General features: G+C 44.5%; 18 protein-coding genes. 4 read left to right on the forward strand and 14 right to left on the reverse strand.

Annotated features, from left to right (window positions below; genetic code table 11):
- Positions 1-29: 29 nt before the first annotated feature.
- From AB4111_RS16265 to AB4111_RS16275, 3 genes are all read right to left on the reverse strand, one after another.
- Positions 30-404, reverse strand: a complete 375-nt coding sequence (locus AB4111_RS16265; protein ID WP_253439346.1) for a DUF3397 domain-containing protein — start codon at positions 402-404, stop codon at positions 30-32.
- On the reverse strand, positions 404-1,363 hold the full coding sequence (locus tag AB4111_RS16270) for a ketopantoate reductase family protein (protein ID WP_442032356.1): 960 nt from the start codon (positions 1,361-1,363) through the stop codon (positions 404-406). Before AB4111_RS16270 ends, AB4111_RS16265 begins: the two co-directional genes overlap by 1 nt.
- A 150-nt stretch (positions 1,364-1,513) precedes the next feature.
- The gene (locus AB4111_RS16275; RefSeq protein ID WP_442032357.1) at positions 1,514-2,164 is read right to left on the reverse strand and encodes an RsfA family transcriptional regulator; all 651 of its coding nucleotides are present in this window, start codon (positions 2,162-2,164) and stop codon (positions 1,514-1,516) included.
- Positions 2,165-2,477: 313 nt separating this feature from the next.
- Between AB4111_RS16275 and AB4111_RS16280 the strand changes: the two genes are divergently transcribed.
- Both AB4111_RS16280 and AB4111_RS16285 read left to right on the forward strand, forming a co-directional pair.
- Positions 2,478-2,714 (forward strand): DUF2626 domain-containing protein, encoded by a 237-nt coding sequence (locus AB4111_RS16280; protein ID WP_017687281.1) that lies wholly within the window; start codon positions 2,478-2,480, stop codon positions 2,712-2,714.
- Positions 2,715-2,897: 183 nt separating this feature from the next.
- Positions 2,898-3,977 (forward strand): hypothetical protein, encoded by a 1,080-nt coding sequence (locus AB4111_RS16285; RefSeq protein WP_442032358.1) that lies wholly within the window; start codon positions 2,898-2,900, stop codon positions 3,975-3,977.
- A gap of 100 nt (positions 3,978-4,077) precedes the next feature.
- On the opposite strand, the gene AB4111_RS16290 is transcribed toward AB4111_RS16285, so the two are convergent.
- Both AB4111_RS16290 and AB4111_RS16295 read right to left on the reverse strand, forming a co-directional pair.
- Positions 4,078-5,349 carry an extracellular solute-binding protein gene (locus AB4111_RS16290; RefSeq protein WP_442032359.1) on the reverse strand — a complete coding sequence of 424 codons (1,272 nt, stop codon included), beginning with the start codon at positions 5,347-5,349 and terminating at the stop codon, positions 4,078-4,080.
- Between the two features lie 222 nt (positions 5,350-5,571).
- Positions 5,572-6,906, reverse strand: a complete 1,335-nt coding sequence (locus tag AB4111_RS16295) for a PhoH family protein (protein ID WP_024628438.1) — start codon at positions 6,904-6,906, stop codon at positions 5,572-5,574.
- Positions 6,907-7,058: 152 nt separating this feature from the next.
- On the opposite strand from AB4111_RS16295, the gene AB4111_RS16300 reads away from it, so the two are divergent.
- Positions 7,059-7,754 (forward strand): YhcN/YlaJ family sporulation lipoprotein, encoded by a 696-nt coding sequence (locus AB4111_RS16300; protein ID WP_442032360.1) that lies wholly within the window; start codon positions 7,059-7,061, stop codon positions 7,752-7,754.
- Positions 7,755-7,761: 7 nt separating this feature from the next.
- On the opposite strand, the gene AB4111_RS16305 is transcribed toward AB4111_RS16300, so the two are convergent.
- The 6 genes from AB4111_RS16305 to AB4111_RS16330 form a co-directional block, all read right to left on the reverse strand.
- Positions 7,762-8,214 (reverse strand): pyridoxamine 5'-phosphate oxidase family protein, encoded by a 453-nt coding sequence (locus AB4111_RS16305; protein WP_253439356.1) that lies wholly within the window; start codon positions 8,212-8,214, stop codon positions 7,762-7,764.
- A 98-nt stretch (positions 8,215-8,312) separates the two neighbouring features.
- The gene (locus AB4111_RS16310) at positions 8,313-9,374 is read right to left on the reverse strand and encodes an LCP family protein (protein WP_442032361.1); all 1,062 of its coding nucleotides are present in this window, start codon (positions 9,372-9,374) and stop codon (positions 8,313-8,315) included.
- A 90-nt stretch (positions 9,375-9,464) separates the two neighbouring features.
- Entirely contained in the window at positions 9,465-9,761 is a 297-nt protein-coding gene (locus AB4111_RS16315) for a YlaH-like family protein (RefSeq protein ID WP_036614990.1), read from the reverse strand.
- 298 nt (positions 9,762-10,059) lie between these two features.
- Complete coding sequence (gene typA, locus AB4111_RS16320) at positions 10,060-11,904, reverse strand: translational GTPase TypA (protein WP_442032362.1); 1,845 nt, start codon at positions 11,902-11,904, stop codon at positions 10,060-10,062.
- 176 nt (positions 11,905-12,080) lie between these two features.
- Positions 12,081-12,575 carry a hypothetical protein gene (locus AB4111_RS16325; RefSeq protein ID WP_253439362.1) on the reverse strand — a complete coding sequence of 165 codons (495 nt, stop codon included), beginning with the start codon at positions 12,573-12,575 and terminating at the stop codon, positions 12,081-12,083.
- A gap of 297 nt (positions 12,576-12,872) precedes the next feature.
- Positions 12,873-13,532, reverse strand: a complete 660-nt coding sequence (locus tag AB4111_RS16330; protein WP_253439364.1) for a TerC family protein — start codon at positions 13,530-13,532, stop codon at positions 12,873-12,875.
- Positions 13,533-13,619: 87 nt separating this feature from the next.
- Here AB4111_RS16330 and AB4111_RS16335 point away from each other — a divergent pair, with 87 nt between their 5' ends.
- Positions 13,620-14,330 (forward strand): TerC family protein, encoded by a 711-nt coding sequence (locus tag AB4111_RS16335; protein WP_047843768.1) that lies wholly within the window; start codon positions 13,620-13,622, stop codon positions 14,328-14,330.
- A gap of 122 nt (positions 14,331-14,452) precedes the next feature.
- Here the strand turns inward: AB4111_RS16335 and thiI are convergent, their stop codons facing one another.
- The 3 genes from thiI to AB4111_RS16350 all read right to left on the reverse strand — a co-directional run bounded on the left by thiI (position 14,453) and on the right by AB4111_RS16350 (position 17,773).
- On the reverse strand, positions 14,453-15,694 hold the full coding sequence (gene thiI / locus AB4111_RS16340; RefSeq protein WP_442032782.1) for a tRNA uracil 4-sulfurtransferase ThiI: 1,242 nt from the start codon (positions 15,692-15,694) through the stop codon (positions 14,453-14,455).
- A gap of 6 nt (positions 15,695-15,700) precedes the next feature.
- Complete coding sequence (locus AB4111_RS16345; RefSeq protein ID WP_442032363.1) at positions 15,701-16,849, reverse strand: cysteine desulfurase family protein; 1,149 nt, start codon at positions 16,847-16,849, stop codon at positions 15,701-15,703.
- Positions 16,850-17,020: 171 nt separating this feature from the next.
- Positions 17,021-17,773, reverse strand: coding sequence for a lytic transglycosylase domain-containing protein (locus tag AB4111_RS16350; protein ID WP_442032364.1), 753 nt, complete (start codon positions 17,771-17,773; stop codon positions 17,021-17,023).
- Positions 17,774-17,840 lie beyond the last annotated feature (67 nt).

Genomic DNA, 17,840 nt, shown 5'->3' on the forward strand with positions numbered 1-17,840 from the left:
ATTTTTTAGCCCTTTTACGTTATGTATCCTCACATCTGTTGCATGAAGTATCTAATTAATCCAAATAAAGTAAACAAAACATACCCGAAACTCATAATTACAAAAGCCATGCGCCAAACGGCCCGGAACATTCTACCCCCATCAACCTTCCCCTTTAGTCGATTTTGCGCTCCTCCGATGAACCCAAGTGCTAGTAGTATGAGTAATAATGTCAGATAAAAACCAAAATTCGAATCAAATGTTAAGTTGAATAACGCCGATACTGAAAATACAAGAAAAAAGGTGGTTACATCCATTGCTGTCCGCAATGCTGTGCGCTTGTCTTTTTTCCAAATGTACATTCCCCAATAGACGAGAAAGAACGGAAAAAAAGGTAATATACTCAACACAATAAAAAGTCCCATTAACTCACTCCTTCCGACTGCATTCCTTGAATCAGGTGAAGCAGTATTTCATGTGTAGGTGCAGCAAGTCCCGACTTTTGTGCCATCCTTACTATATGTCCGTTGATTGATCCGACTTCTGTACCGCGTCCAGCAAGAACATCTGCAAGCATGGAAGAAGTATTCGTGGCAGTAGAACGACAGACCGATATCAGTTGTTCCCACAGATCCTCATCTAGCTTTATTTCACTGGCAGAAAAGATTACCAATATCTCATCATATAACTTGCGCATAAGCTTCTTACGATCTTCATTGATGATCAGTTCTCCATTGGGAATTCGCCATAATGCTGTAAGCGGGTTAATGATTGCGTTGATCAACAGTTTCCTGTATATCAGCTTATCGATTTCATTCGACACTGTACAGTCAAATCCTGCCTGCTGCAGGAGTCTTGAAAGAGTATATATTCTTTCTTCCTCTATAGAGATAGAAGCTCCTATATGTATATTACGACTTCCTAACCTGGTTTCACCCGCCCCTGCACGAGTCACCTGACTCTGTGCACGCTTCGCACCTTCTGTAGTAACCGCACTACAAAGAAGCGACTTAGACAAAGCTGCTTGAAGTTTTTCCAGATGGCCCATCCCATTTTGAAAACAAGCGATATTCAGCATATGATCTTGTAATGGACTAATCTCATGAATGAAATCATCAATGCCTGTCTGCTTAACCATAAGCAGCAACCATTCTCCTGGCAAGTTCTTCCATGTGTCAGTCAGCTCACTTATTGGTTTCGCCTGTATTTGATCCGGTAGAATATGGATCTCCTCGTCTCGTTCCATAATGGTTACTCCATCAAGGCTGAGGAGATCTGCCTGAGCCGTTGTTCTAGTCCAAAATCTGACCTGGTTACCTGCCATCAACAGTTTCCCGCCATACAAAAGACCCAGTGCCCCTGCTCCTACGATGTCAATGATCATATGATGCACTCCTATCCGCTTCAGTAGTTACGCTTCTCTTATCTATAATAGAACAAAAACAATAAACTAAAAACCCGTCATACCTGCCGTTGTGTAACGGAGGTGTGGCGGGTTCATACCTGACTCTCACAAATCAGACGTCTGTACTTGCTATTCAATTCGTTCCAGATTCCCGTTGGCATCCATCTTGAAACGTGTTTTGAGTTCTTCTTCTTCTTCGGACAAAAATGCGAGTCTACGAGCCCGATCCATAATCTGAATCAAAGCTTTGTAGTCGTCATTCACCACGCGGTAATCCGTTTGAACTTCATTCACTTCCTTGGAGAGACGGTCATTCTCAAGACGCAGTTCAAGCAACTCATCTTCTTTCTCCCGAAGCTCCTTCTCCAGCATCTTGAGTTGACGATTGCTCTCCTGCACTGTTCCCTTCCATTGTCGCAGGAAGCGGATTACTGCATCCATCGATAATGATTCGTCTGAAATCCCATCTGATTTGTACAGATGTTCTTCAGTGTCCAGTGTAGACAATGCTGCAACCTGTGGTCCAAGCATAGCTGGCTGCTTTCTGAGATAACTTCGTTTTTGCCGTTGTGCCTTGGCGTTACTGATGGCAGACTCATACTTTTTACGTACACAACTGTTCCAGCGAAAACCGCATGCGGCAGATGTTCTGCCTATTTTTTCGCCTACCTCTTCAAAAGCGGCCAATTGTGTACTGCCTTCTCGAATATGACGCAAAGTAACCTCAGCCAATATCAAATCGTCCTCTGTACTCCAAGCATCCTGTCTCACTGCAGTCATGCTATAATACCCTCCTAACAACATCCTAAAATAACCGTCCGCATGACCGGAAGCCCGGTATGTGAATTAGGTATAAAAGCTGCTTCATTCATTCTTATGCCTCTCATAGAGTTCATAGAATTGATTTCATACTAAAATGTATTTCCACATTCAGGCTTGCTCATACGTGACACATGTAAAACATATCCCGCTACACTTACTTTGGGCAAAAAAAGAATTCGCTTTCATATCCAAATTTGTTTACACGTTTTTCCTTTCCCGGTATAATGTTGTGTAGACAATCTATGATCGTACTTAGAGAGGAGGATTTACCGTGGCACGCATGTTTCGGGTACTCGGGTTCTTCACGCTTGCAATTGGCCTGATGGCATTTGCGGGAGATCTGGTCGAAATGGCTTTGCTTTTTTTCCTGCAGACTGCATTTTTTGTCATTTTGGGATACTTGAAATTTACCGAGCGAACGTACATATTGCTCTTCTGGGGTTATATGATCGTAACATTCACGGGGTTCAGCTACTGGACCGTATTCGAAATGGGTTTGCCGCTCTAATCCACCTGCGGCATCAAAGCGATCCGATATCTGTCGGGTTGCTTTTTTGTTGTGTTCAGATTAAATGGTTATTCATGGTGTTATGTAACCACTAAGGATAATTCACGTATTTGTTTCATATATTGTCTGGAAGACAACAAGCCTGTACGATTGTCATTTAAGAAGTGGAAAGGAGAATGATCGGTGAGACGTCATAACGGCATTGCCGCCTTTATATTATGCATCATCGTATTCCTGCAACTACCCTCAACCTATGCCTATGGAGAGTCTTCATCTGAGGATACACGTGAGATATTGCAAAAAAGTCTATCCATCGTCGAAATCGATCATGAAATTGAACGCATCGCAGAAAGACAGAAGCAGCTGGCTCAACAATACGAGACATTATCCGTCCAGCTTCAGGAACAGGAAGAGCAGATACATATTCAGCAAGATCGGGCCGGAGCTGTAGTAAGGTCCTACTATACTGGGGAACGCGATAGTCTTCTCATGACGGTCCTGGGAGCTCGGTCATTCAAAGATCTGTTCGTACTGTATGATTATTACCAGATTATTATTGGACGGGATCAGGCTGTGCTGGACAAGTATCAGGACCGGTATCGCAACATGCAACAGACTTCCACTCAGATTCGTCAGACTACAGCAGAATTAACCGAAATGAAGACTAATCTTCAAAACCAGCGGGAACGTGTAGTTGCCCTGCAAAAAGAAGTAGACGCCCAAATAGCCACCAGCGGAGATGCGGCAGCGATTCAGAAACTGATGGATGAACTGACCCTTTATTGGGAGAATATCGGTATCTATGAGGTAAAACGATATTTCAAAGCATTGGCATCTGCCATGCAGAACCTGCCTGATTTTATCCAAAAACAAAACGGGGGCATATCCACAACTGGAACAACGTATACGATCCGAATTGGCCAGGATGAGCTTAACGCATTTCTACGTTCCCAAAATTCCATTTTTGAAGACTTTGCTTTTCAGTTTAATCAGGATAAGATTATAGCTTCCGGCCAGCGGGATCAGTTGCAATTAAGCATTGAAGGACATTATACGGTAGAAAATGAACCTCAAAACTCCATTCGTTTTCATGTGGACAAACTAGTATTCAATCAGCTTGAATTGCCAGATACAACCCGCCGAATGCTGGAAAGAGAATTCGATCTTGGATTCTATCCACAGAAAATCCTGTCTTTCGTCAAAGCAACAGATGTTTCAACAAGTGAAGGCATACTGGAAGTAAAACTAGCTATATCATTTTAATGGGATTGTTCAAAAAGTCCGCTTTAATTACAAAGGGTGCCTAATTGGCATCCCTAGCATTAAAGTTAAAATTCAGACTTTGAGAACACGAACTTAAGGGTTAGTTCCTCGTTCTAATACTATTTACGTATTGATTCGCTGTAATCTCTCCCTTTAAGAATTGTTGTACCTTTTTATGAAAACGAGTTATTAGAGCATGCCTTTCGGTCGTTGCAGCGGGATCATCTTGGGTTGTTGAGAACCAGGAATGTCTCTTTGTCATTTCATAACGTCCAGCAAGTTTCTCAGTCTCCAAATCCAGTTCCTGTTGCTTTGCAGGCAAACGGTTGACCTGCTGGTACCATTTTAGCTGTGTCGTAGCAGACGTCATTCCTTCAATCCATCTACTGGCCTCCTCTGCCTCAACTGACCCCGCAGTAATGACAAGGCTTCTCGAGATTCCAGTTTCCAAGGATTCGAAAGAAATCCGCTCCAAAGAATCTTTATTAACTGTACTTGCTTGATCTGCACTTAATAATTGAGATAACAAGGATACAACCATCGGTATGTTATTCTCTTCAGCAGTTGATGAGAACATCGGATAGGTAGACTGGGCCATTATATGAGGTTGAATGTGATTCATCAATTGAATGCCCTGCTGGAGATTCCCTGGTTGCGAATCTAATTGCGTTTGATTAACTTCATCAGGTGCCATTCTCGGTTCCAAATGATTTAACCATGCATTTGTCCCGTACATATCATTTATGTTCATCGTAATTAAAGGGATGCCTTCAGCAATGGCTTGTTGAGTAAGTTTGATCCACTGATCTTTATTGTGAGGTAATGACTCCAGACCGGCTCTCTTCAGAAATGAAGATTGTGCAGCCAGAATATACGGATCAAAATCAAAAGGCATCCCCCATTGATAACCATTCCACTCTGTCATTCCCCGTAATCCTACTACCGTATCTCCAAGCGACTTCGATAATGTTGTTCCGTTTAACGGATACAGGTACCCTTTTTGAGCATAGTATTGCACTTCCTCACTATCAAGCAGAACAACATCCCCGTTCTCTCCTAGTGAAAATTCAAGATCCAAAACACGCTTATATGTATCCGGCTTCTCATTCCGAAGATTAATCTCTACCAGCTGGGAAGCAGCAACTTCTTTGGATATCTTTTGAAAGGCTTGGAACTCTTCATCCGACATGGCAACCACAATCTCCAGCGGAGATTGTGCATCTTCATTACGGGACGAAGTACCCGGAAAGGCATCCTTCTCCTGGTCGTGTTCCTGATTGAGCTGCGAACCTCTAAAGTCAAAACTCGGTGACAAGATCGTTAATGAGAGCAGCAATACCGCGAACAAAACAACCTGATGTTTACGCTTCATTAACTTCCCTCCTTGTTCACCTAGTTTTTTCCTGCAGCAATTATTGTAACAAATAAGTAGTACTCTTGTCCTACCCTGCCGAAAAACACTTTTTCGGATTTTTGCATAATACGAGCATATCGAGTTCTGTGCAATAACGCTTTCTTATTTTTTCAGCAAAAAAGCCGACTCCAAGAGCCGGCTTCAATAACAACATTTTCCGGGAAATAAATCCCCTAGATTTTACAATAAATCAGCCGCAAGCTGTGCCAGCTTGGACCGTTCTCCTTTTTCGAGCATGATGTGTCCGCTGATTCCCTCTTGCTTGAACCGTTCCACGATATACGTCAGACCGTTACTGGCGGAATCAAGATAAGGATGATCAATCTGTTCCGGGTCTCCCATCAAAATAATTTTACTGCCTTCACCGACCCTTGATACAATGGTCTTCACTTCATGGCGGGACAGATTCTGAGCCTCATCAATAATGATAAACTGTCCAGGTATCGATCTTCCACGAATATACGTTAATGCCTCCACCTGAATACTGCCAAGCCCCATTAGAATTTTATCGATGTCCCCGGCTTTTTTGGTGTCGAACAAAAACTCCAGATTATCATAAATCGGCTGCATCCATGGACGAAGTTTTTCTTCCTTCTCACCAGGCAAGTAACCGATATCCTTCCCCATCGGAACGACAGGACGAGCGATCAACAGTTTTTTATATTTATGATCATCCTCTACCTTAAGCAGACCTGCTGCAAGTGCTAGCAAGGTTTTCCCTGTTCCAGCTTTACCGGTAATGGTAACAAGCGGGATGTCGTCATTCAAAAGCAGTTCCAGTGCCATGCGTTGTTGTGCGTTACGTGCGCTAATGCCCCAGACATTATCATTACTGAGGAAAAGCGGCTCCAACTTTGTTCCCTCTGTATTTACTTTAAGTAAAGCCGATTTATTGGTTCCCATCTCATCCTTGAGAATGACGAATTCATTCGGATACAACGAATAAGACAACTGTAACGGTTTGATTGGTAAAAAACGATATGTGTAAAACTCATCAATCACTGACGGATGAACTTTTAGGGCCGTATAACCTGGATATAACTCACTGAGTCCTGCCGTCCGATCTGATAAGTAATCCTGTGTGAACAGACCAAGTACATCCGCTTTGATACGCACAAGCACATCTTTACTGACAAGCACGACCTGACGCTCGACTACTTCCTTTTCATTTTCCTCGATCTGATAATTCAGTGCGACAGCCAAAATGCGATTATCGTTGGATACTTCACCAAACATTTCCTGAACTTTAACGAAACTCCGATGATTCAGCTCTACTTTCAGGTTACCTCCATTAGCCAAAGGCACCCCACTGTGCAGGTGACCCAGCTCACGTAATCCATCCAACAGTCTGGATACATTACGGGCATTACGCCCAATTTCATCGGCATTTCTTTTTTTGGAGTCGATCTCCTCCAATACAACCGCGGGAATGATTACCTCATGTTCCTCAAAGGCAAATATGGCATTGGGGTCATGCAGAAGCACGTTGGTATCCAATACAAAAATCTTTTTCATTCAATCCCCTCCAAAGCGGCGTCGTTAAAGGCATGGATAGTGTGATCTTTCAGCAGCGGCATGGACAATCATGATCCCATACATAAATGTATTCGACTAGGGCAAAATAATTGTCAACCATTCTGAAAAACTCCAAGAAAGGATGAACATTTATGAAAATATGGGTTTGCACGCTGCTTCTGATCTTTATACTTACAGGTTGCAACAGTTCCACACGCAACGCTTCGCCGAATCAGGGTACACATGCGAAAGGTTACGGAGGTAATGTAACAACTCAGCAAGATCAAAGGAAAGGATCTCACATGCTCAATGCACAGGAAGATCGGATGAATCCTTCAGGTTTGGACCGTCTTAATGAGAATACAGGTGAAGTCCACGATACCAACATTGCGGATGATGCAAAGAGTGGCCGGATGCCAAATGAAAAACGAATCAATCACCTTAAAGCACTTGCCAAGCAAGTGGAGGGTGTTAAAGATGCGAACTGCGTTATACTCGGCAATACAGCCGTAGTTGGTATTGATGTTGATGGTGAACTGGAACGTGCTCGGGTAGGTACCATTAAATACTCTGTTGCCGAAGCGCTTCGTAAAGACCCCGAAGGTGTAGATTCCATTGTTACTGCTGATGCCGATGTCACTGAACGAATTAAAGAGATCGGTGAACATATTCGTCAAGGTCATCCCATATCCGGTTTTGCTTCAGAACTCGCTGATATGGTGGGACGAATTATCCCCCAACTCCCGAAAGACGTCAAAGTCCGTCAAAATCCGGATGAACACGTGAATCAAAAACAACAAATGCAGCAGCTGCATTCATCTGACAAAAGACAACAAAAAGCCCAGTGATCTCTCACTAGGCTTTTTTCATGGCAGCAAAAACCTGCCCATCTAATTTTTCAGCAGCACGCTGATCATATATTTTGACATATTGAGGCACAGAGGACAGTTGAGCGCCGTAAAACAGAGCATTCCTCACCGCTTCAATTGTAATGTCGAAACAGCACATATTAAATGGAACATCCTGCAGCGGATCTTGTCGTACCGCAGCACGTCCGTTCACTGCGTACACTGTCTCTTCTCCAAAGACAGTAACAGTAATGAGCGGATTAGTCATCATGTTATTCACTAAACGTGAACGATGATCGATCGCTACACGAAAAGTAGAAGCATTCTCCGCATAAATCCAGGAGATGGCTGTTGAAGTCGGACCTCCGGATTCTACATCCACTGTGCTCAGCAGCACAAAGGTCTCATTCTTGAATTGCTGTAAAAGAGATTCAGTTAATTGTGTGACGGCTTCGGACATTCAACCAGCCCCCTAACCTTCTTTATGCAATTCTTAAACTTGGTTTATATTATTATAGCATACGAATTAATGTGCTTCCAATCCCAAAAGAATGAAGGTTATTCACTCGAAGTTGAAGTGGTTACCTTGCCTGAAAGTGTATCTTGTAATGCCTGCTTCGCATTGGCAAGTTCCGTTTCATTAATATACACATAAGGACTTCTCCACTCTCCGGTAACCGGAGTATAATGCACATCCGAGGTGGAAATGTTCCAATACGTCGAGATAAAGTTTTTCATTTGTTCCGATTCCACATCTGTCGTCATGTTCTTGTCAACTGCACCAATCACTTTGCTAATCTTCGTAATCCCCCCAAGAGATTTCATCTGATCCAGCATGGAGTTCAGTACTTGGTTTTGACGTTTGTTACGGTCAAAGTCATTGGATTCAGCAGTCTTCGGATTACAATTGGATTTGCGGTAACGAACAAAATCCAGTGCCGCTTTACCATCGAGATGTTGTGCGCCTGCGACCAGATTGATATCTGTCCCATCGGCTGTATCTCTATAACACATATTTTTATCCACAGTCACATCCACGCCACCCACGGCATTAACAGCATCACGGAATGCCTGGAAATTCAGGACGGTTGTATAATTAATATCTACATCCAAATACTTGCCCATCATTTCTTTCATCTGATCCTCTGCATTTTTGCCAGTGGTTTTTTCCTGTGCTTTGAACCTCGGATAATAGGAATTCAGCTTGTTGGATTTGTACCCATCCAATTGAATGCGCGTATCTCGTGGCAAAGATACAATAGTTGCCGTCTTGGTCTCCGGATTTAACGAAGCCACCATAACGACATCCGAGAGATATGTGCCCGTTTCAGGACGGTTATCTGTGCCTAATAACAGCATCGTGATCGGTTTGGTTGTGGCTGACATCCCGGGAGGTACCGGCTTATCGATGCCTGTATCCACGACTTGATTGTATACCCAGTACGTATATCCGCCGCCTACCACAATGGCAATAACCAATAGACTTAAAAGGATTCTGCCAAAAGCATTCATTCTCTTTTTCTTCTTAGGCTGCTTGCCCTTGCCATTCTTCGATCCAGAAGCACCGGATTGCGTTGGTGCCTGTCTCCGTGGAGGCAGTCCGTTCGAATTTGAGTTCATATCTTCAACACCTTTATCACATCTGTTTTTGTCTAAATAAAAGACAACCGCTTTCCCTAAGGAAAACGGATGGTCTGTACAAGACAGGATTTATGAGTTTCGAGCGGCAGCTTCCGCTTTTTTCTTTTGACGGCCTTCGATAAAATAACGCACTCTCACTAACAACATCAAACCAACCGCGACCAACAAACATTGAATGATGGGAAGCTTGTCGATCTGAAAAATAAGAAGCATGAATGTGCCCATCGCCATCAATATATAGAGAACGATTTCCTTACCAAGCGGCAATTTCTGACGTACCCGAAACACCTTGTTATATACGTAAGTAATCAATACAAAGATGACGATGTAGGCTACGATCGGGTGTGATGCGAACCATGCTTGCATGCACAGCCAGCTCCTTTCGTGTTCATGCTAGAGTATAAGTTAACTGGTTGATGGGACTCTTCTAGCAACTTAGAGAACCCGTACGTGCCTCGTGACCGTTTCGGTATCAGCTCGTTCTTCCGATCGCTGTTATCCCCGGATTTTTTTGATCCATTTTTCAATGGTAAAATCCGGGGATAAAGGCGAACGCTTCGCTTCTTCAGAATCGATTCTGATCCCTACACTACTTTAGCTGTACAAGTTCTCGTTACTTGCGGGGCCCATCAAATGCTAACTTATATAAATTATTTTGTTGTTATTAGGCTTTGGAAGCCATTTTGCGTTGTTTTTCTGCACGTTCACGCTCGGATTTATTCAGGATCTTCTTACGAAGACGAATAGATTTCGGTGTGATCTCACAATATTCATCTTCATTCAGATATTCAAGCGCCTGTTCCAATGAGAAGATAATCGGAGTTTTAATTTTAACCGTATCATCTTTACCCGAAGAACGAACGTTAGTCAGTTGTTTTTCTTTGCAGATGTTAACAACGATATCATTGTCACGTGTATGTTCACCAACAATCATACCTTCGTAGATCTCAGTACCCGGCTCCAAGAAGAGCGTACCGCGATCCTCAACACCCATCATTCCGTAGAACGTAGATGTACCCGTTTCAGTAGAGATCAGTACACCTTGGTGACGTCCACCCACTTGACCGGATACTACTGGAGCGTAGCTGTCAAATGCATGGTTCATTACACCATAACCACGAGTCAATGTCAGGAAGTTTGTGCTATATCCGATCAAACCACGTGCTGGAATCAAGAACTCCAGACGAACTTGACCACTACCTGTGTTGACCATGTTAACCATCTCTGCTTTACGTGCGCCCAGGCTCTCCATTACGGAACCCATGCTCTCTTCAGGGATATCAATCAACAAGCGCTCAACCGGCTCCATTTTCTTACCGTCAACTTCTTTGATGATAACTTCCGGTTTAGATACTTGCAATTCATATCCTTCACGACGCATATTCTCAATCAGGATACCCAAGTGAAGCTCACCACGTCCGGAAACGACAAATGCATCCGGGCTTTCCGTTTCGTCAACACGAAGGGAAACGTCTGTTTCCAATTCTTTTAACAAACGCTCACGAAGTTTACGGGAAGTTACCCATTTACCTTCACGACCTGCGAATGGACTGTTGTTCACGAGGAACGTCATTTGCAGTGTAGGCTCATCGATTTTCAAAACTGGAAGTGCTTCTGGATTGTTAGGGTCGGCAATGGTTTCACCAATATTGATGTCCTTGATCCCTGCAATGGCAACGATGTCACCTGCTCCTGCTTCTTCCGTCTCAATACGTTTGAGACCCTGGAAACCGAACAGTTTCTCGATACGTGCAGTTTTGCTCTTACCATCACGCATAATAACCGTTACCGATTGTCCTTGACGGATCACACCGCGGTTAACACGACCAATGGCAATACGGCCAAGGTATTCATTGTAGTCCATCAAAGTAACGAGGAATTGAAGTGGTTCTTCAACATTTTCGGTAGGGTGTGGGATATGACTAACGATGGTATTGTAGATCGCCATCATGTTGTCGTCCTGATTCGCAGGATCATTATCCATGCTGGATGTTCCGTTCAATGCGGAAGCATATACAACAGGGAATTCAAGTTGTTGATCGTTGGCACCCAGTTCAATGAACAGGTCCAATACTTCATCAATTACCTCAGTCGGACGAGCCGCTGGACGGTCAATTTTGTTTACAACAACGATAGGTGTCAGGTTATGCTCCAGTGCTTTACGAAGTACAAACTTCGTTTGTGGCATACAGCCCTCATAAGCATCAACAACGAGCAATACGCCGTCAACCATTTTCATGATACGTTCCACTTCGCCACCGAAATCGGCGTGTCCTGGTGTATCCACAATGTTGATCAGGTAATCTTTATAAGTTATAGCCGTGTTTTTGGCCAAAATCGTAATACCGCGTTCACGCTCCAAATCGTTGGAGTCCATTGCGCGCTCCTGTACCGTTTCGTGATCACGGAAAGTACCGGATTGCTGGAGCAACTTGTCGACGAGCGTAGTTTTCCCGTGGTCGACGTGGGCAATAATCGCAATATTGCGAATGTGTTCTCTTGAATGCATGGTTTGTATCCATATCCTTTCCAATTTCAATTCTTATCTACTAAACTTCCCGCAATTTCGCAGGTTACTCACAAAATAAGCGTCGGTGATATCCCGACGCATGTCTATATCCCTTATATTATAGTTTATTATAGGTAAAAATCAAGATATTTCGCACGAAAAGACCACTGGGAATGTTACCAGCCTCTCCCTTGACGTCCTCGTCCCAGCAATAACCAGACTCCGCCCAGGATCAAAAGGACAGCAAGTACATAGATTATTCCCGTTTGCAGCAAGGTAAATCCGAATAATATGATAGACACCGCACCAAGGATCAAAGCTGCAGGTAACACATATTCGGGTCTTCGCCGTTCAGCCATTCCATATTCGAGTAACCCTATGGCAATCCCAAGCAAGAATGCTGGCCACAGCCTGCTCATCAGTCCAGCGCCCCATGTATTCGTTATACTGAATAAAACACCATACACCGTTAGTATCCCGGCAGGAACAAGTGACCACGATGGTGAAATACGCGCATAATATAACGCATGAAGGGCGATACCTGGTAACAGGATCAGCAAAGGCCAGAAATTACGACCAATGAAGCCAAACACACCAAACTTGCCAAGCAGAATGATAATTCCTGCAACTACAATAAATAGTCCAATCGCTTTTTCATTTCTCATCCTCATCTGCAATCACCTCTTATACCATGGCTATGTACTTTATTTCTTAACAAACAATACGCATTCCAGTTTGACTGTTGATTTTAATACCTGTAATCCTGCTTCTAGTGTATCCGAAGTTTCGGCAAAAAACTATACTTTATGTCGCACTTTGCATGTGCTCTTTACCTGTATTACCCTAAAATGTGCAACTTATGACTAGCCCAATGGGAGTTGCCATGACAAGAGTACTCTCTCAACACAAAACCGCCTAAACCGGACGGTTCAGACGGTCATTTGTTCAAGCTTTTATCCATAGTTAAACTATGCGTTCTTCCGCACAAATTTATGGGCTCCTCCAACCGCAATTACAAGACAAGCCATTGCTGCGGGTAGTAGCGTGTGTACCTCTGATGCCATACCTCCTAGCCATTCTCCTAACTTGGGGTCTTTCATCACCATCTCGCCGGCTGTGAAAGCCAGAATGCCTGATCCCGCGAATACCAGAATCGGGAATCGCTTCAACAAACCAACAATTAGCCCACTCCCCCATACGACAATGGGGATACTTATTGCAATCCCGATGACGATCAAAGCCAAATCTCCATCTGCCAAAGCCGCTATGGCCAAAACGTTATCCAGGCTCATTATAAAATCGGCAATCAAAATGGTTTGAATGGCTTTCCACGTCGTAGAAGCTTCTCGAATATGTACTTCATCCTCATTTTGAAGCAGCAGCTTCACTGCAATCCAAAGTAGCAATAGCCCACCTGCCGCTTGGATAAAGGGAATCCCGAGCAATAATACCGCTACAAAGGTTAATACGCAGCGTAACACTACCGCACCAAAAGCCCCCCACCATACCGCCTTTTTACGTTGTATTGGTGGCAGATCCTTGCTGGCAAGCGCAATAACCACCGCATTATCTCCACTCAATACCAGATTGATCATTAAAATTTCAGTTAACAGCCATAGTGTATCCATGTCCTCATCCCCCCACATTAACTTGTATGTCAGAGTTGTCCATGCTATTCTTAATGATTGAACCGTATATAAGGAGTGACATATCTCATGGAGCTATTTAGTCCCACATTCTGGCTGGCTTTGCTGAACGTTGTCTTTATTGATCTAATTCTGGCGGGGGATAATGCCATCGTCATTGGTCTCGCAGCTCGAAATTTGCACCCTTCCGTGCAGAAAAAGGCGATTCTATATGGAACTGGCGGCGCACTTTTGATTCGAATTTTAGCAACAGTTGTTGTTTTATGGTTGCTTAAAGTTCCGTGGCTCTTGCTTGTGGGAGGCATACTTCTGATCTGGATTGCCTATAAATTATTGGCGGATCAGGGAGATGAACACAATGATGTCCAGGCGGGAACTTCCTTGTGGACCGCTATTCGTACCATCGTGATTGCGGATGCAGCCATGGGACTCGATAACGTGATTGCAGTTGCTGGAGCTGCGCAGCAGCATCTCGTGCTTGTCATCCTTGGACTCCTGATTAGTGTACCTATTATCGTCTGGGGCAGTACCCTGTTTATCAAGCTAATTAATCACTTTCCTTGGATCATCTATGTCGGAGCCATTGTTCTCGGGTATACGGCTTCCAATATGATCACTGAGGAACAGCGACTTTTGCCTTACTTTACTGAGCATCCAGCATTGCGTATTCTCTTCATCGTTGTCGTTATTGCAGGTGTAGTCTTTGCAGGTTATCGCAAACGCTCCAGCAGTTCTAGCCACAAGGGATCTGGCGGGGAACAGCAACGCTCCTATTCGTAGGCTAATTTAAACTAAAAAATTCATCTGAATACAGCAAAGGACTGAACGATATTTCATCGGACAGTCCTTTTTTGCAGTTAACATAGCCCTTATTATGTCAGCCATGCTAATTTTTATTGAGTTTAGAACCAGTCATCCTTCATGCCATTATCGTCTGTCTGATTCGTTACCACAGAAGTTTCCCCGGCGTGCAGAGTGATTGTTTCTGTTAATTCCACCGCTTGATCCACCCATTCTGGCAGATGGCTCATTGTTGATTCAATTTTATCCACAATCCGAAGATTGGGATTGGTTGAAGGTGACTTTGGCACAAAGAGAGTACAGCAATCCTCATATGGCAAAATAGATATGTCATACGTTCCAATTTGTTTGGACAGGGTTATGATCTCCTGTTTATCCATCATCACCAGTGGTCGCAACAGTGGTAGATCCGTCGCACGACCAATGACATTCATACTCGGAAGAGTCTGACTCGCTACTTGGCCCAGGCTGTCCCCGGTGATCAGTGCTAGTGCGCGCTCTCGCTCGGCAAGTTTGGATGCAATTCGCAGCATTGAACGTCTCATCAGCGTAATAATCAGATTATCCTGACCCAGCTGGGTAAATGCCGTTTGGATCTCCGTAAATGGAACCAGATGCAGCTTGATTGTTCCTGCATGATCAGCAAGAGCACGCGCCAAATCAATGACTTTTTCTTTGGCACGCTGGCTTGTGAACGGATAACTGTAAAAATGTACACATTCCACTTCGAGTCCACGGCGCATGGAAGACCAGGCTGCAACCGGGCTGTCTATTCCACCTGATAGCAGTACCATTGCTTTGCCATTTGTGCCCAGCGGAAACCCACCTACTGCCGGAATGGTTTCGTTGAAAATATAGGTGCCCTGATCCCGAATTTCCACTCGCAGCTCAATGTCAGGTTGGCGAACATCAACACTCAATTGCTGGAAATTCCGAAGGATCGGGGAACCGACCAAATGGTTCATTTCATGGGAAGAGTGCGGGAACTCCTTCCATACCCGCCTTACATTCACCTTAAATGTGGTGCCTTCTTTGAATTCGTCTTCCCTTTCGTCCATAAACGCAACTGCTGTTTTTACAATCTCATCAAGCTCGGATGGAGTAACTTTAACCGGACTAATCGACATCACGCCGAATACCCGCTTTAGCACCTTAATCAGTTCAGTATGTGATTCACCGCCAAGATCCACATAGACACGGCCATATTCTTTGCGAAGGCTCGCTCCTGGATAAGGTTTAAGCAAAGCTTTCACCTGTGTAATGATCGTTTTTTCGAATCGGGCACGATTTTTCCCTTTTAACATAAACTCTCCGAAACGGAGAAGCAGCATATCATATTTCATATCCATTCACATCCGCCTTTCGAGGGGTCGCAACTGCGCCACCATCTGATGTAAAGCCTGTTCAAGCAAGGCTACATCTTCTTCTGTATGTTCATCTCCAAGACTAATACGCAATCCGCCAGCAGCACAAGCTGCATCTCTGCCCATCGCAAGTAGAGCCCGACTCGGTTCAGCCGAACGCGAAGAACAGGCAGATTGGGTCGATATGGTTACGCCAAGTTGCTCCAAGGTGTGCAGCGCCACTTCTGCCTTCATCCCGGGATAGGAGAAGTGCACAATATGAGGTGCACCCTCTGTGCGACTGTTCAATTCAAATTCAGGAATAACACGTATCGTTGCCATCAGTCGATCACGGAGCACCGTTGTACGCCGGGCAAAATCAACCTGATCTTCTGCCGCCATCCGCATAGCCTTTGCCATGCCTACCAGCAAGGCCACGTTTTCCGTGCCTGCTCTTAGGCCCTGCTCCTGTGATCCCCCTGACAATAGTGGCGTAAGCTCCACCCCACTTCGCACATACAGGAGACCTGCTCCCTTCGGTCCACGAATCTTGTGAGCAGAAAGACTGTACAGATCTGCGCCCCAAGCGGCAGGTGTAGCCTCCATTTTTCCAAAACCCTGAACACCATCCACATGGAAGAGCACTCGTGGTGCTTTCTTTTTGAGCTGTTTGCCAATCTCTGCAATCGGATGGATGGCTCCTGTTTCATTGTTTACATGCATCAGACTTACTAGCACTGTATCCGGTCTGATCGCATCTATAACCTGCTGAGCATTCACTACACCAGCGGAATCGACAGGAATTAGCGTTACATCCCATCCCCACTGCTGCAATTGCATAAAACTTTCGTACACCGAGGCATGCTCGGTAGCCGTAGTGATGATGTGTCTGCCTCGTGACTGATAACGTAATGCCGTACCTTTTATCGCAAGATTATTGCTCTCGGTCGCACCAGAAGTAAATACAATCTCCTCAGGCTTAACGCCTATCGCCGCAGCACAGCCGGATCGTGCACGACGCAGCAATTGATGAGCACGCTCTCCATATCCATGAATAGAGGACGGATTACCGAATTGTGTCTCCATAATTTCGGCCATCGTACGAACTACATCCGGATGGGGAGGCGTGGTTGCAGCATAATCAAAATATTTCAAATGAGGTTAGACCTCCCTTATCTCTTCGTTCATGAACCTACAGTGAGCATTGTAACACGATACCCATACAACACAAAAAGACCAACCGGGAACAGGCGTTTCAAGCGCTACTGCTCCCACATTGGATCTCATCCTGCCTATCATGTGTTATCGCAAATGTTTTCTGTGAGTTTAGATCACATATTTAGACCGTGCCTTCTCCACCTTGGAGATATAATTCTGTGTTTCTGAAGGCAGACGGTTAAGTACACTCATCAGTTCGCTATCACTCGACACACCCAGACGTGAAACACGGCCTGGTCCTGCATTATATGCAGCAAGCGCCATTTTCACTTCTCCACCGAAACGCTGGAGCTGAAGGGAAAGATACTTCGTACCCGCATCAATGTTCTGGGCAGGGTCAAATGAATTACTCACACCCAGCCCTGCAGCCGTGCCATCCATTAATTGCATGAGCCCCTTGGCTCCGGCAGAGGACACAACATTTGGGTTAAAATTGGACTCTGTGTCAATGACGGCTTTAATCAATGATTCAGGCACACCATATTTCGCACTTGCTTCCGCAATCAATGATTCAAAATCCGTAGGTACGGATGCACCGGAATCCACGATTCCTGTATTGGATGAAGATAATAAAGACTCAACGATGTTATTGGAGACAGAAGACGATCCTGCGGTATTTATATCCGGATTGTACGTGCTTCCAAGTTGCAACCACAACAATCCATCACTGGATCTTTTGGAGACCGTGGCGGTGGAATCCGTATTGCTCGTCGAATTGGCACCCGCACCTAACAGCCCGTCCATCACATTGGCGAAATCCACTGTTGAACCAGCATCTGGTTGTGATCCACTGGTTTGGTTATTCACATTGGACAACTGCAGTTCCAACAACTGCCGCGATCCGGTTGGATCAATCTGCATGAGTTATACCCACTCCCGTATAATTAAGCGTATTATGACCTTATTCTACATCGTTTTACAGCAAGGT

This window comes from Paenibacillus sp. 2KB_22 (assembly GCF_052115745.1).
Taxonomy (GTDB): Bacteria; Bacillota; Bacilli; order Paenibacillales; family Paenibacillaceae; genus Paenibacillus.

Coding starts and splice junctions, on each gene's coding strand:
- AB4111_RS16265 (WP_253439346.1), bottom strand. CDS start 404: ATGGGACTTTTTATTGTGTTGAGTATATTACCTTTTTTTCCGTTCTTT.
- AB4111_RS16270 (WP_442032356.1), bottom strand. CDS start 1,363: ATGATCATTGACATCGTAGGAGCAGGGGCACTGGGTCTTTTGTATGGC.
- AB4111_RS16275 (WP_442032357.1), bottom strand. CDS start 2,164: ATGACTGCAGTGAGACAGGATGCTTGGAGTACAGAGGACGATTTGATA.
- AB4111_RS16290 (WP_442032359.1), bottom strand. CDS start 5,349: ATGAAGCGTAAACATCAGGTTGTTTTGTTCGCGGTATTGCTGCTCTCA.
- AB4111_RS16295 (WP_024628438.1), bottom strand. CDS start 6,906: ATGAAAAAGATTTTTGTATTGGATACCAACGTGCTTCTGCATGACCCC.
- AB4111_RS16300 (WP_442032360.1), top strand. CDS start 7,059: ATGAAAATATGGGTTTGCACGCTGCTTCTGATCTTTATACTTACAGGT.
- AB4111_RS16305 (WP_253439356.1), bottom strand. CDS start 8,214: ATGTCCGAAGCCGTCACACAATTAACTGAATCTCTTTTACAGCAATTC.
- AB4111_RS16310 (WP_442032361.1), bottom strand. CDS start 9,374: ATGAACTCAAATTCGAACGGACTGCCTCCACGGAGACAGGCACCAACG.
- AB4111_RS16315 (WP_036614990.1), bottom strand. CDS start 9,761: ATGCAAGCATGGTTCGCATCACACCCGATCGTAGCCTACATCGTCATC.
- typA (WP_442032362.1), bottom strand. CDS start 11,904: ATGCATTCAAGAGAACACATTCGCAATATTGCGATTATTGCCCACGTC.
- AB4111_RS16325 (WP_253439362.1), bottom strand. CDS start 12,575: ATGAGGATGAGAAATGAAAAAGCGATTGGACTATTTATTGTAGTTGCA.
- AB4111_RS16330 (WP_253439364.1), bottom strand. CDS start 13,532: ATGGATACACTATGGCTGTTAACTGAAATTTTAATGATCAATCTGGTA.
- AB4111_RS16335 (WP_047843768.1), top strand. CDS start 13,620: ATGGAGCTATTTAGTCCCACATTCTGGCTGGCTTTGCTGAACGTTGTC.
- thiI (WP_442032782.1), bottom strand. CDS start 15,694: ATGAAATATGATATGCTGCTTCTCCGTTTCGGAGAGTTTATGTTAAAA.
- AB4111_RS16350 (WP_442032364.1), bottom strand. CDS start 17,773: ATGCAGATTGATCCAACCGGATCGCGGCAGTTGTTGGAACTGCAGTTG.